The 12,674-nt window shown below is 63.5% G+C and carries 12 protein-coding genes; 5 read left to right on the forward strand and 7 right to left on the reverse strand.

Features of this window, described 5'->3' with window-relative positions; genetic code table 11:
• From ASD52_RS18555 to lpdA, 3 genes are read left to right on the forward strand one after another with little or no spacing between them, the layout of a single operon-like run.
• Positions 1-1,014, forward strand: coding sequence for an alpha-ketoacid dehydrogenase subunit beta (locus ASD52_RS18555; protein WP_025424945.1), 1,014 nt, complete (start codon positions 1-3; stop codon positions 1,012-1,014).
• Positions 1,015-1,016: 2 nt separating this feature from the next.
• Positions 1,017-2,300 carry a dihydrolipoamide acetyltransferase family protein gene (locus ASD52_RS18560; RefSeq protein WP_025424946.1) on the forward strand — a complete coding sequence of 428 codons (1,284 nt, stop codon included), beginning with the start codon at positions 1,017-1,019 and terminating at the stop codon, positions 2,298-2,300.
• 7 nt (positions 2,301-2,307) lie between these two features.
• Positions 2,308-3,702, forward strand: a complete 1,395-nt coding sequence (lpdA, locus tag ASD52_RS18565) for a dihydrolipoyl dehydrogenase (RefSeq protein ID WP_025424947.1) — start codon at positions 2,308-2,310, stop codon at positions 3,700-3,702.
• Between the two features lie 194 nt (positions 3,703-3,896).
• On the opposite strand, the gene ASD52_RS18570 is transcribed toward lpdA, so the two are convergent.
• From ASD52_RS18570 to hmgA, 6 genes are all read right to left on the reverse strand, one after another.
• The gene (locus ASD52_RS18570) at positions 3,897-5,078 is read right to left on the reverse strand and encodes an acetyl-CoA C-acyltransferase (protein WP_025424948.1); all 1,182 of its coding nucleotides are present in this window, start codon (positions 5,076-5,078) and stop codon (positions 3,897-3,899) included.
• A gap of 161 nt (positions 5,079-5,239) precedes the next feature.
• On the reverse strand, positions 5,240-6,124 hold the full coding sequence (gene purU, locus ASD52_RS18575) for a formyltetrahydrofolate deformylase (protein ID WP_025424949.1): 885 nt from the start codon (positions 6,122-6,124) through the stop codon (positions 5,240-5,242).
• A gap of 165 nt (positions 6,125-6,289) precedes the next feature.
• Entirely contained in the window at positions 6,290-6,928 is a 639-nt protein-coding gene (gene maiA / locus ASD52_RS18580) for a maleylacetoacetate isomerase (RefSeq protein ID WP_025424950.1), read from the reverse strand.
• Positions 6,929-6,960: 32 nt separating this feature from the next.
• Complete coding sequence (locus ASD52_RS18585) at positions 6,961-7,977, reverse strand: fumarylacetoacetate hydrolase family protein (protein WP_057221593.1); 1,017 nt, start codon at positions 7,975-7,977, stop codon at positions 6,961-6,963.
• A gap of 12 nt (positions 7,978-7,989) precedes the next feature.
• Entirely contained in the window at positions 7,990-8,859 is an 870-nt protein-coding gene (locus tag ASD52_RS18590; protein ID WP_156612995.1) for an MBL fold metallo-hydrolase, read from the reverse strand.
• Positions 8,856-10,223, reverse strand: coding sequence for a homogentisate 1,2-dioxygenase (hmgA, locus tag ASD52_RS18595; protein ID WP_025424953.1), 1,368 nt, complete (start codon positions 10,221-10,223; stop codon positions 8,856-8,858). Before hmgA ends, ASD52_RS18590 begins: the two co-directional genes overlap by 4 nt.
• Positions 10,224-10,398: 175 nt before the next feature.
• On the opposite strand from hmgA, the gene ASD52_RS18600 reads away from it, so the two are divergent.
• Positions 10,399-10,866 carry a MarR family transcriptional regulator gene (locus ASD52_RS18600; RefSeq protein WP_057225141.1) on the forward strand — a complete coding sequence of 156 codons (468 nt, stop codon included), beginning with the start codon at positions 10,399-10,401 and terminating at the stop codon, positions 10,864-10,866.
• Positions 10,867-10,890: 24 nt separating this feature from the next.
• Here ASD52_RS18600 and ASD52_RS18605 read toward each other — a convergent pair whose 3' ends face one another.
• Complete coding sequence (locus ASD52_RS18605; RefSeq protein WP_025424955.1) at positions 10,891-11,370, reverse strand: Lrp/AsnC family transcriptional regulator; 480 nt, start codon at positions 11,368-11,370, stop codon at positions 10,891-10,893.
• A gap of 150 nt (positions 11,371-11,520) precedes the next feature.
• Here ASD52_RS18605 and hppD point away from each other — a divergent pair, with 150 nt between their 5' ends.
• Positions 11,521-12,633: a 4-hydroxyphenylpyruvate dioxygenase gene (hppD, locus tag ASD52_RS18610; RefSeq protein WP_025424956.1), complete on the forward strand. Its 1,113-nt coding sequence runs from the start codon at positions 11,521-11,523 to the stop codon at positions 12,631-12,633.
• Positions 12,634-12,674: the final 41 nt, after the last annotated feature.

Raw genomic sequence — 12,674 nt, forward strand, 5'->3', positions numbered from 1 at the left:
ATGGCCAGAATGACAATGATCGAGGCCGTGCGCAGCGCCATGGACGTCTCCATGGGGCGCGATGACAATGTCGTCGTCTTCGGCGAGGACGTCGGTTACTTCGGCGGCGTCTTCCGCTGCACGCAAGGGCTTCAGGCGAAATATGGCAAGACCCGCTGCTTCGACGCGCCGATCAGCGAAAGCGGCATCGTCGGCACGGCAATCGGCATGGCGGCCTACGGGCTGAAACCCTGCGTCGAGATCCAGTTTGCCGACTACATGTACCCCGCCTACGACCAGATCACCCAGGAAGCAGCCCGCATCCGCTATCGCTCCAACGGCGACTTCACCTGCCCGATCGTGCTGCGCATGCCGACCGGCGGCGGCATCTTCGGCGGCCAGACGCACAGCCAGAGCCCGGAAGCGCTGTTCACCCATGTCTGCGGCCTCAAGGTCGTGGTGCCGTCCAATCCCTATGACGCCAAGGGCCTGCTGATCGCCTCGATCGAAGACCCCGATCCGGTGATGTTCCTGGAGCCGAAGCGGCTCTATAACGGTCCCTTCGACGGCCATCACGACCGGCCCGTCATCCCCTGGTCGAAACACGATCTCGGCGAGGTGCCGGAGGGGCATTACACGATCCCGATCGGCAAGGCGGAAGTGCGTCGCAAGGGCTCGGCCGTCACCGTCGTCGCCTATGGCACCATGGTGCATGTGGCGCTGGCAGCAGTGGAAGAAACCGGCATCGACGCCGAGGTGATCGACCTGCGCAGCCTGCTGCCGCTCGATCTCGACGCCATCGTCCAGTCGGTCGAAAAGACCGGCCGCTGCGTCGTCGTGCATGAGGCGACGCTGACATCGGGCTTCGGCGGCGAAATCGCCTCCCTCGTCCAGGAGTATTGCTTCTACCATCTGGAAGCCCCCGTCGTGCGCGTCGCCGGCTGGGACACACCCTACCCGCATGCCCAGGAGTGGGACTATTTCCCCGGCCCGGCGCGCGTCGGACGCGCGCTCGTCGAAGTGATGGAGGCCTGAGCATGGGCGAATTCGTAATCAAGATGCCGGATGTCGGCGAAGGCGTGGCCGAGGCCGAACTGGTCGAATGGCATGTGAAACCCGGTGATCCCGTGCGCGAGGACATGATCCTCGCCGCCGTCATGACCGACAAGGCGACGGTCGAGATCCCCTCACCGGTCAACGGCACGGTGCTCTGGCTCGGTGCCGAGATCGGCGACACGGTGGCGGTCAAGGCCCCTCTCGTTCGCATCGAAATCGCCGGCGAAGGCACGGAGGCTCTTGCGGCCGAAGAAAAGCCAGCGGCCAAGGCGGAGGAAAAACCGGTGCCGAAGACCGAAGCCCCGGCCGCAACACCGAGCCAACCGGCAAAGGTCGAGGCGAAGACGGCGGCCCCGGCCAAGAACGGCGTGCATGTTTCATCCGAGCGCCTGGAGAAGGCACTGGCCTCCCCCGCCGTGCGCCTGCGCGCCCGCGAAAGCGGAGTCGACCTGCGCCAGGTGACCGGCACCGGGCCTGCCGGGCGCATCACCCATGATGATCTCGACCAGTTTCTTGCCCGTGGCGCGCAGCCGGTGGCAGTCCCTGCCGGGCTCGTGCGCAAGACCGCCATCGACGAGATCAAGGTGACCGGTCTACGCCGCCGCATCGCCGAGAAGATGACGCTGTCGACCTCGCGCATCCCCCACATCACCTATGTGGAGGAGGTCGACATGACAGCACTCGAAGACCTGCGCACCATGATGAACCGCGATCGCAAGCCGGATCAGCCGAAGCTGACGATCCTGCCCTATCTGATGCGCGCGCTTGTGCGGGCGATCGCCGATCTGCCGGGTGTGAACTCCACCTTCGACGATGGCGCCGGCATCATCAACCGTCACCACGCGGTACATATCGGCATCGCCACGCAGACGCCGGCGGGCCTGACCGTGCCGGTCGTGCGACACGCCGAAGCGCGCGGCATCTGGGATTGCGCCGTCGAGCTCAACCGGCTGGCGGAAGCGGCCCGTACTGGCACCGCGACCCGCGACGAGCTCACCGGCTCGACCATCACCATCTCCTCGCTCGGCGCACTCGGCGGCATCGTCACGACCCCTGTTATCAACCACCCCGAGGTCGCGATCGTTGGCGTCAACAAGCTGGCGGTTCGCCCGGTCTGGGACGGTGCGCAATTCGTACCGCGCAAGATCATGAACCTGTCGTCGAGCTTCGACCATCGCGTCATCGATGGCTGGGATGCGGCCACCTTCGTGCAGCGGCTGAAGGCTCTGCTCGAAACGCCAGCGCTGATTTTCGTGGAGGCATGAGGCGATCATGAAGGAAATTTCCTGCAAGCTGCTCGTCATCGGTGCCGGCCCCGGCGGCTACATCTGCGCCATCCGCGCTGGCCAGCTCGGCGTCGACACCGTCATCGTCGAGAAGGCGAAGGCCGGCGGTACCTGCCTCAATGTCGGCTGCATCCCGTCCAAGGCGCTCATCCACGCCGCCGACGAATTCCATAAGTTGCGCTCGGCTGCCTCCGGCCGCAGTCCGCTCGGCCTGTCGCTCGCCAACCCGACGATCGATCTCGCCCGCACCGTTGCCTGGAAGGACGGCATCGTCGGCCGGCTGAACGGCGGTGTCACCGGCCTTCTGAAGAAGGCAGGCGTTAAGGCCGTCATCGGCGTCGCCCGTTTCGTCGACGGCAAGACGGTCGATGTCGAGACCGAGATCGGCCTGCAGCGCATTCGCGCCGACGCGATCGTGATTGCCACCGGCTCGGCGCCGATCGAGCTTCCCGACATGCCGTTCGGCGGCTCGATCATTTCGTCGACCGAGGCGCTGTCGTTGAAAAGCGTGCCGGCCAGCGTTGCCGTCATCGGTGGCGGTTACATCGGACTGGAACTCGGCACCGCCTTTGCCAAGCTCGGCGCTCACGTCACCGTGCTCGAGGCGCAGACGCGCATCCTGCCGCAATATGACGCCGATCTGTCGAAGCCGATTGCCAAGCGGCTCGGCGAACTCGGCATCGAAGTGTTCACCCAGACAGTTGCCAAGGGGCTCTCCGCCGACGGCAAGAGCCTGCTTGCCGAGCACAATGGTCGGCCGATCGAGGTACCGGCGGAAAAGGTTCTGGTGACGGTCGGCCGCAAACCCGTGACCGAAGGTTTTGGGCTTGAAGAAATCGATCTCGACCGCGCCGGAAAATTCATCCGCATCGACGACCAGTGCCGCACGTCGATGCGCGGCATCTATGCGATCGGCGACGTCACCGGCGAGCCGATGCTGGCCCACCGCGCCATGGCGCAAGGGGAAATGGTTGCGGAGATCGTCGCCGGCAACAAACGCGCCTGGGACAAGCGCTGCATTCCCGCCGTCTGCTTCACCGACCCGGAGATCGTGACATCAGGACTATCGCCGGAAGAAGCCCGTGCCAGCGGCATCGAGATCAAGATCGGCCAGTTTCCCTTCCAGGCGAACGGCCGCGCCATGACGACGCTGTCGGAGGACGGTTTCGTGCGCGTCGTCGCGCGCGCCGACAACCATCTGGTCCTCGGCATCCAGGCCGTTGGCCACGGCGTGTCCGAGCTTTCGGCAAGCTTCGGACTTGCGATTGAGATGGGCGCGCGCCTAGAAGACATCGCCGGCACGATCCATGCTCACCCAACGCAATCGGAAGCGTTCCAGGAGGCGGCCCTCAAGGCTTTGGGCCACGCGCTGCATATCTGAACGGCGAGAGACGATCTCCTCTCACCTCATCCCTGTGCTTGTCACAGGAATCCAGCTACGGCGCGTCGGCGCCGTGAATGAATCGTCATCGCGCATTCAGCTCTTCGGAGGAAAGAAGCCCTTCAGCGCCGCAGACGCGGCGCTGCTGGATTCCTGTGACAAGCACAGGAATGAGGGCGGCGACAATGCCCCCCTTACTGCAACAACTCCAGCCCCACCGCCGTCGCCTCGCCGCCGCCGATGCAGAGGGAGGCGATGCCGCGCCTGACGCCCTTGGCGCGCATCGCGTGCAGAAGCGTCACGATGATCCGGGCGCCGGAAGCGCCGATCGGGTGGCCGAGCGCGCAGGCGCCGCCGTGGATGTTGACGATGTCGTCGGAAAGGCCGAGGTCGCGGACCGCAGCCATGGCAACCACGGCGAAGGCTTCGTTGATTTCATAGAGCCCGACGCTGTTCTTTTCCCAATCGAGCTTTGACAGCAGCTTCTCAATGGCTCCGATCGGCGCGGTGGTGAACCAGGCTGGCTCCTGCGCATGACCGGCATGGCCGGCAACGATCGCAAGCGGCGTCAGCCCACGCTTCTCCGCCTCGCTTGCGCGCATCAGGATGAGCGCTGCCGCACCGTCTGAGATCGAGGAGGAGTTGGCGGCCGTCACGCTGCCGTTTTCACGGAACGCCGGCTTCAGCTTCGGGATTTTTGCCGGGTCCGCCTTTCCGGGCTGCTCATCGTGGTCAAGCGTTACGGTCTGTCGCTTGCCGGCGCCGTTGATCGCAACCGTCTCCTCGGCAAACGAACCATCCTCCAATGCCTTCACGGCGCGTTCCAGCGAACGCAGGGCAAAGGCATCCTGATCCTCGCGGGAGAACTGGTAGTGCTCGGCCGTATCTTCGGCATAGGTGCCCATCAGCCGACCGGAATAGGCATCCTCGAGACCGTCGAGGAACATGTGATCCTTGACTTCGCCGTGGCCGAGGCGAAAACCGCCGCGTGCCTTGGGCAGTAGATAGGGCGCATTGGTCATCGACTCCATGCCGCCGACCGCAAGCGCCGTGGCGCCGCCGGAAAGCAGCGTGTCATGGCCGAGCATCAGCGCCTTCATGCCCGAACCGCAAACTTTCGAAATCGTGGTCGACGGCGTTTCCATGCCGAGGCCGGCGCCGAGTGCCGCCTGGCGCGCCGGGTTCTGGCCGACGCCCGCGGGCAGTACATTGCCCATCAGCACTTCGTCGACGGCATCGAGGCCGGCGCGCGCAAGCGCCGCCTTCAGCGCGATGGCGCCGATCTCCGGCGCCGTCAAATCCTTGAGGCCGCCCTGAAAGGCGCCCATCGGTGTGCGTGCCGCCGAAACGATGACGACCGGGTCAAGCTTGTCCATGTCTTCCTCCTGCACCGCCTCTCTCGCGGTTGGAAGCGACTATAGCGCAGCGATTGTGCAGTGCAACGCGACTTGTTGGCGCCAGCGACCGGATCGGATTTTCACGTGTTCCACCGCCGGGACAACGCCCGGCGATGGCAGGTCGGGCTGCCGGCCGGCAATCAGCCCATGCGCTCGGAAGCATAGCTGCCGGGGCTCGCCGGGAAGACGACGACGCGGTTGCCGTTGATGAAGCAGCGATGATGGATATGGGCGTGTACGGCGCGCGCCAGCACCTGACTTTCGACGTCGCGGCCGATCGAGACATAGTCCTCGGCGCTCTGGGCATGGGTGATGCGGGCGATGTCCTGCTCGATGATCGGACCCTCGTCGAGATCCGCGGTGACATAGTGCGCCGTCGCACCGATCAGCTTCACGCCGCGCTCATAGGCCTGCTTGTAGGGGTTCGCGCCCTTGAACGACGGCAGGAAGGAATGGTGGATATTGATGATCCGGCCGGACATCTTCTTGCAGAGTTGGTCGGACAGAACCTGCATGTAGCGGGCGAGCACGACCAGATCGGCGTCCGTCTGCTCGACGATCTCCAGCATGCGTGCTTCGGCCTGCGGCTTGTTCTCCTTGGTCACCTTGATGTGGTGGAAGGGGATGTCGTGGTTGACGACCACCTTCTGGTAATCGAAGTGGTTGGAGATGACGCCGACGATATCGATCGGCAAGGCGCCGATCTTCCAGCGGTAGAGCAGGTCGTTGAGGCAATGGCCGAAACGCGACACCATCAGCAGCACTTTCATGCGCTCTTCGCTGTCGCGGATCTCGCAGGTCATGTCGAACCGCTTGACAACAGGCGCAAAGCCTTCCTTCAGCTCGTCGAGCTTGACGCCGTCCTGGCTGATGAAGGTCAGGCGCATGAAGAACAGGCCCGTCTGCAGGTCGTCGAACTGCGAACTGTCGGTGATATAACAGCCTTTTTCCGCGAGATAACCGGTAATGGCGGCAACGATGCCGCGGGTGGACTTGCAGGTGACGGTCAGCACATAGCTTTTCATCGGTATCTGTCTCTCGCTCCAGAGGTTTTTCCGGCCCCCCTTATACGGCCAGTCACCGCGAAAACTAGCGCGGCCTTCGCCCGGCTGTCGATCCATTCGCGACATCGGCTGGACGGAACCGGCCAGCCGGCACCGGTGCGGCTTTGTGAATGGCGCCTGGATTGGCTAGCGCGGGGTGCGATCGGGATGGGCGCGGGCAAACGCGTCGATCTCGGCGCAGCGCTGGTCGATGGCGACAAGTTTCGGGCAGGCGGAAAGATCGACGTCCCAGCGACGGGCATTGTAGACCTGCGGCACCAGGCAGAAATCGGCCATGCCGGGGCTGTCGCCGTGGCAGAAGCTCCCGGTTGACGGGTGGTCGAGCAGGCGCTCGAACGCCGCCAAGCCCTCGCCGATGAACTTGCGCATCCAGTCGCGGCGCGCGGCCTCGCCGTCTGCAGCATTGGCCATGACGAAGGATACGACGCCGAGATTGCAGACGGGATGGATGTCCATCGCGATCGCGTAGGACAGCGCGCGCACGCGCTGCCGCCCCACCGCATCATCAGGCAGGAAGCCGGCCGCTTCCCGCGTTTCCGCCAGATACTCGATGATGGCGAGCGATTGCGTGAACCGCTCGCCATCGATGTCGAGCACGGGCAAGAGCCCCTGCGGATTGCGGTCGAGATGTTCCGCTTGCCGATGGCCCCTGGCAAGCAGGTCCACCGGCACCGATCGATAGGTCTCGCCGAGACTGTTCAGCGCGATGCGGACACGGTAGCTCGCCGAGGACCGCCAATAGTCATAGAGATCGGTCTCGGCCATGCTGCTATCCTCGTCGCGTGCGCTGCCCACAATCAGGCCTTTTCGTAAGGCCCGACCGACTGCTCGATCGCACCGAAGATCGAATGGCCCGCCTTGTCCTTCATCTCGATGCGCACGATGTCGCCGAAGCGCAGGAAGTGCGTCTTGGGCGCGCCGCCAACGATGGTCTCGATCATGCGCAGCTCGGCAATGCAGGAGTAGCCGGCGCCACCTTCGGAGACCGGTTTTCCGGGACCACGGTCGAGCTTGTTGGAGACGGTGCCCGAACCGATGATCGTGCCCGATGCAAGCGGCCGCGTCTTGGCCGCGTGCGCAATCAGTTGGCCGAAATCGAAGGTCATGTCGACGCCGGCGTCCGCGCGGCCGAAAGGCTTGCCGTTGAGGTCGACATGAAGCGGCAGATGCAGCTTGCCGCCATCCCAGGCGTCGCCCAATTCATCCGGCGTGACGGCGACCGGCGAGAAGGCAGACGACGGCTTCGACTGATAGAAACCGAAACCCTTGGCGAGTTCGGCCGGGATAAGACCGCGCAGCGACACGTCGTTGACCAGCATCACCAGCCGAATGGCGGCGCGCGCCTCTTCGATCGAGGCACCCATCGCCACGTCGTCGACGACGACGGCGATCTCGCCTTCCATGTCGACGCCCCAGCTTTCATCCGTCATCAGGATCGGATCGCGCGGCGCAATGAAGCTGTCCGAGCCGCCCTGGTAGATCAGCGGATCGGTCCAGAAGCTCGCCGGCATCTCGGCGTTGCGGGCTTTTCGCACCAGCTCGACGTGATTGACGTAGGCTGAACCGTCCGCCCACTGATAGGCGCGCGGCAACGGCGAAAGCGCATCGTGCTCGTGGAAGCGGACCGTTGGCTGCGCACCGGTTTCGATGCCTTCGGCAACGCGCTCGAGCCGCGGCCCTGTATGTGCCCAGTCGTCGAGTGCGGCCTGCATCGTGCGGGCAATGTGCCCGACCTCCGAGCAGCGGGTGAGATCGCGGGAGACGACCGCGAGTTTTCCGTCACGCGAGCCATCCTTGAGTGTCGCCAGTTTCATGCAATCCTCCCTCTACGCAGACGATTCGTCCGCAAGTTCCACAACAAGGCCGTCAGACGCGATCGTCAAGGCACCGGTCCAGCTTTTGCGCGTGGCAGCCGTCCAATGAGCGTGCGTGATTTCAGGATCGTCGGCCGGGATGAGATGATGCAGCACCAACCGCCCGACGCCGGCCGCCGTGGCAATCGCACCGGCCTCTCCGGCAAAACTGTGGCTTGCCAGCAGGTGCTCCTTCAGCCGCGCGCCGTTGCCGGTGCGCGCCACCAGCCGATCGACGCCCTCTGCCAGCATTGCCTCATGCACCAGAATGTCGGCACGATCAGCGAAATCGGCGAGCGGCGGGAAATAGGCCGTGTCGGCCGAAAATACCACGCTCGCCTCCGCATGGTCGAACCGCAGCGCGAAGCAATCGGTCACCGGCGGATGATCGACGCGCAGCGCCGACACCGCCAGGTCGCCTTCGGCCAGGACCGGGCCCTCGGCAAATTCGACGATGTCGACGAGTTGGCGCAGATCGGGCCGGCCCTCGTCGATGACGCGGATAACGATGTCGAATTTCATCGCCTGCAGAAAGCCGTGCCAGTAGTCGCGGGTTCCCGGCGGGCCGAAGACGCGCACGGTCGTTGCGAGACCGGCGGTCCAAGCGGTGTGGATCAAGGGCCCGAGCTCGAGCACGTGATCGGAATGCAGATGGGTGATGAAGATCAAATCCAGCGCTTTGAGGCTGACGCCGGCATCGGTGAGGCCGCGGGTGACGCCGAGGCCGCAGTCGACAACCACAGTGCGGCCGCCGATTTCAAGCAAGGACGAGGTCGGCGAAGGGCCGCCCGGACGGATTGCCGGGCCACCCTTGCTGCCGAGCAGAACCAGGCGTGCTCTCAAGACCAGTCGCCTTCCGGCGTGCCGTTGAAGCGCTTTTTCAGATCGGTCCAGCAATCGATGTAGTTGTCCTGCAACGTCTCCAGTTCGGCGGCGAAGCGGGTCAATTGCTGCGGAAAGCGGGTTTCGAACATGAAGGCCATCGTATGATCGAGCTTCACCGGTTTCAACTCGCTGTTTGTCGCCTTGTCGTAACCTGATGCGTCCGGCCCGTGGGCCAGCATCATGTTGTGCAGGCTCATGCCGCCGGGCACGAAGCCCTCCTCCTTGGCATCATAGCGACCATAGATCAGGCCCATGAACTCGCTCATGATGTTGCGGTGATACCAGGGCGGCCGGAAGGTGTGTTCGGCCACCAGCCAGCGCGGCGGGAAGATGACGAAATCGACATTCGCCGTTCCCTCCTCGCCCGACGGCGCGGTGAGCACGGTGAAGATCGACGGATCAGGATGATCGAACAGGATCGCTCCAACAGGCGAAAAGGTCCTGAGATCGTATTTATAGGGCGCGTAATTGCCATGCCAGGCGATGACGTCGAGTGGCGAATGGCCGATCTCGGTGACGTGGAAGGCGCCGCACCACTTCACATGCACGCGGCAGGGCGTTTCCTTTTCTTCATATGCAGCTACCGGCGTCTTGAAGTCGCGCGGATTGGCAAGGCAGTTGGCGCCGATCGGACCGCGATCCGGCAGTGTGAACTTGGCGCCGTAGTTTTCGCAGATGTAACCGCGCCAGACCTTTTCGTCGCCAAGCCTGGTCACCTTGAACATGGTGCCGCGCGGCACCAGGCAGATCTCCGAAGGCTCGACATCCATCTTGCCGAGTTCGGTGAACACCTGGATGGCGCCGCATTCCGGCACGATCAAAAGCTCGCCGTCGGCGTTGAAGAAATAGTCGTCGACCATATCGGCGTTGAAGGCATAGGCGTGGGCTGCCATGCCGCCCTGCGTCAGCGCGTCGCCGGCCGTCGTCATGGTGCGGATGCCTTCGAGGAAGTTCAATTTTTCCGACGGCGCCGGCAGCGGCCCCCAGCGCAACTGGCCAAGAGCCAGCGAATGATCGGCCACATGCGGCCCGGTCTTCCAGTACGGATAGTCGATTTTCTGGAACCGCCCGGTGTGACGCACGCTCGGGCGAATACGGTAGAGCCAGGAGCGCTCATTGGTGCCGCGCGGCGCGGTGAAGGGCGAACCGGAGAGCTGTTCGGCATAAAGACCGTAGGCGCATTTCTGCGGACTGTTCTGGCCCTGCGGCAAGGCGCCCGGCAGGCTTTCGGTCTCGAAATCGTTGCCGAACCCCGGCATGTAATCAAGCGACTGATCAGCAGTCGACCCGGCGCCCGCCTGCTTCTGTGCCTTGTCCAACATGACCTCAACCTCCTCCTCTGGTGCCTGCCCATCGAGGATCACGGCTGATCCCGGAAGTCCACGGCACGTTCTATACATATGGGCGCCGCCCCAAATCCGAATGGACGGTGGCGCGCTGCCGCCCTATTAGTTGCAATCGTAACTATCGATTTTGTAACTATCAAGGATGCCACAGATGGCGGCCGATGGCTTCGAGCTCAACGCATTCCTGCCCTACCGACTGAACCGCGCCGCCGAGTTCGTCTCCGTGCGCTTCGCAGCCGAATACAAGGCGCGCTATCAGTTGACGCGCCCCGAGTGGCGCACGCTGGCGGCGCTTGGAAGCTCGGCCCGTGCGATGACGGCGACGGAAGTCGGCACCCATTCGGCCATGCACAAGACCAAGGTCAGCCGCGCCGTCTCGGCGCTTGAGGAGCGGCGCTGGCTGAAGCGCAGCGAGGACGAAGACGACCGCCGGTTGGAACATCTGGAACTGACCAGGGCCGGCCGGCTGGCCTATGGCGAACTCACAGGACTTGCGAGCGTCTACCAGGCGCACCTCAACGAACTGATCGGCGCCGGCGGCTTGAAGGCGCTATGCGCCGGCCTTGAAGCGATCGAACGGGCGATCGACAGGGCCGAGAAGCGCCCTTCCCGCAAATGAGCCTTGTACCAGCCGGCGCTGATATCAGCCTTTCATGCGTTCCGGGATCGGCACGCCCTGGAAACTCTTCAAGGTGTCGAGCACGATCGACGTCTTGACGTGCTGCACGCTGTCATGCGGCAGCAGCACATCGTTGACGAAGCGCGAGAGGCCGGCGAGGTCCGGCGTCACCACCCGCAGGTGATAATCCATTTCGCCGGTCAGCGCGTAAGCCTCCAGAACCTCGGGCAGAGCCGAGATCAGCTTGCCGAAGCGCTTGGCGTTGTCGCGGTTGTGGGTGGCGAGCGTCACCGAAATCACCACCATCAGATCGAGTCCGAGCTTCTGCCGGTCGATCTGCGCCTGATAGCCCGTGATGAAGCCTTCCGCCTCCAGGCGGGTGCGGCGGCGCGAGCATTGCGAGGGCGAAAGGGCGATGCGCTCCGATAGCTCGTTGTTGGTGAGATGTCCGTCGCGCTGCAGTTCGCTGAGGATCTTGAGATCGAACCCGTCAAGCTGCTCCATTCATGCATCCTTATACAGTATTTCGCACGTTTTGTGCGGCATCCTGCTCAAAACGCACAAGAATACAAGCATCATGCATCGAATTTGCGTCATACTCCAGCAAAGTTTGGAGGCCAGAGAAATCTGGAGAACTTAAAGAGGAGACTTCCGATGGGCCCGTTCCCGCATGACGCCCCGCCCGCAACGATTACCGCGGAGAACCCGGCTGGTACGGATGGCTTCGAATTCGTCGAATTCGCCCATCCGGAGCCGGAGAAGCTCGCCGAGCTCTTTACCCGCATGGGCTACAGCCCTGTCGCGAGACACAAGAGCAAGAACATTACCGTCTGGCGACAGGGCGATATCAATTACATCCTGAATGCCGAGCCGGGCTCGCATGCCATGCGCTTCGTCGACGAGCACGGCCCCTGCGCCCCGTCGATGGCCTGGCGCGTCGTCGACGCCAAGCACACCTTCGACCACGCGGTCTCCAAGGGAGCCATCCCCTACGAAGGCACCGACAAATGTCTCGATGTTCCTGCGATCGTCGGCATCGGCGGGTCGCTGCTCTATTTCGTCGATACCTACGGCGCCAAGGGCTCGGCCTATGAGGCCGAATTCGAATGGACCGGCGAGCGCAATCCGAAGCCGGAAGGCGTCGGCTTCTATTATCTCGACCACCTGACGCACAACGTCTATCGCGGCAACATGGACAAGTGGTGGGCCTTCTACCGCGAGCTGTTCAACTTCACCCAGATCCATTTCTTCGACATCGACGGCCGCATCACCGGCCTCGTCAGCCGGGCGATCACCTCGCCCTGCGGCAAGATTCGCATTCCGCTGAACGAGTCCAAGGACGATACCAGCCAGATCGAGGAATATCTGCGCAAATACAAGGGCGAAGGCATCCAGCACATCGCCGTCGGCACCGAAGGCATCTACGACGCCACCGACAAGCTGGCGGACAATGGCCTGAAGTTCATGCCAGGCCCGCCGGAAACCTACTACGACATGTCGCATGACCGTGTACACGGCCATGACGAACCGATCGACCGGATGAAGAAGCACGGTATCCTGATCGATGGCGAAGGCGTGGTGAACGGCGGCATGACGAAGATCCTGCTGCAGATCTTCTCGAAGACCGTCATCGGACCGATCTTCTTCGAGTTCATCCAGCGTAAGGGTGACGAAGGTTTCGGCGAGGGCAATTTCCGCGCCCTGTTCGAATCGATCGAGGCCGACCAGATCCGCCGTGGCGAACTCGGGCCGCAGGCGGCCGAGTAGCACGGACAGCGCCTCCATTCTCTTGTGGTGGCGCTATTCTC

This window comes from Ensifer sp. Root142 (assembly GCF_001426785.1).
Classification (GTDB): domain Bacteria; phylum Pseudomonadota; class Alphaproteobacteria; order Rhizobiales; family Rhizobiaceae; genus Ensifer; species Ensifer canadensis.

What these genes read in the sequence shown, in the direction of transcription:
- ASD52_RS18555 (WP_025424945.1), top strand. Translation starts at nt 1, where the DNA reads ATGGCCAGAATGACAATGATCGAGGCCGTGCGCAGCGCCATGGACGTC.
- ASD52_RS18560 (WP_025424946.1), top strand. Translation starts at nt 1,017, where the DNA reads ATGGGCGAATTCGTAATCAAGATGCCGGATGTCGGCGAAGGCGTGGCC.
- lpdA (WP_025424947.1), top strand. Translation starts at nt 2,308, where the DNA reads ATGAAGGAAATTTCCTGCAAGCTGCTCGTCATCGGTGCCGGCCCCGGC.
- ASD52_RS18570 (WP_025424948.1), bottom strand. Translation starts at nt 5,078, where the DNA reads ATGGACAAGCTTGACCCGGTCGTCATCGTTTCGGCGGCACGCACACCG.
- purU (WP_025424949.1), bottom strand. Translation starts at nt 6,124, where the DNA reads ATGAAAAGCTATGTGCTGACCGTCACCTGCAAGTCCACCCGCGGCATC.
- maiA (WP_025424950.1), bottom strand. Translation starts at nt 6,928, where the DNA reads ATGGCCGAGACCGATCTCTATGACTATTGGCGGTCCTCGGCGAGCTAC.
- ASD52_RS18585 (WP_057221593.1), bottom strand. Translation starts at nt 7,977, where the DNA reads ATGAAACTGGCGACACTCAAGGATGGCTCGCGTGACGGAAAACTCGCG.
- hmgA (WP_025424953.1), bottom strand. Translation starts at nt 10,223, where the DNA reads ATGTTGGACAAGGCACAGAAGCAGGCGGGCGCCGGGTCGACTGCTGAT.
- ASD52_RS18600 (WP_057225141.1), top strand. Translation starts at nt 10,399, where the DNA reads ATGGCGGCCGATGGCTTCGAGCTCAACGCATTCCTGCCCTACCGACTG.
- ASD52_RS18605 (WP_025424955.1), bottom strand. Translation starts at nt 11,370, where the DNA reads ATGGAGCAGCTTGACGGGTTCGATCTCAAGATCCTCAGCGAACTGCAG.
- hppD (WP_025424956.1), top strand. Translation starts at nt 11,521, where the DNA reads ATGGGCCCGTTCCCGCATGACGCCCCGCCCGCAACGATTACCGCGGAG.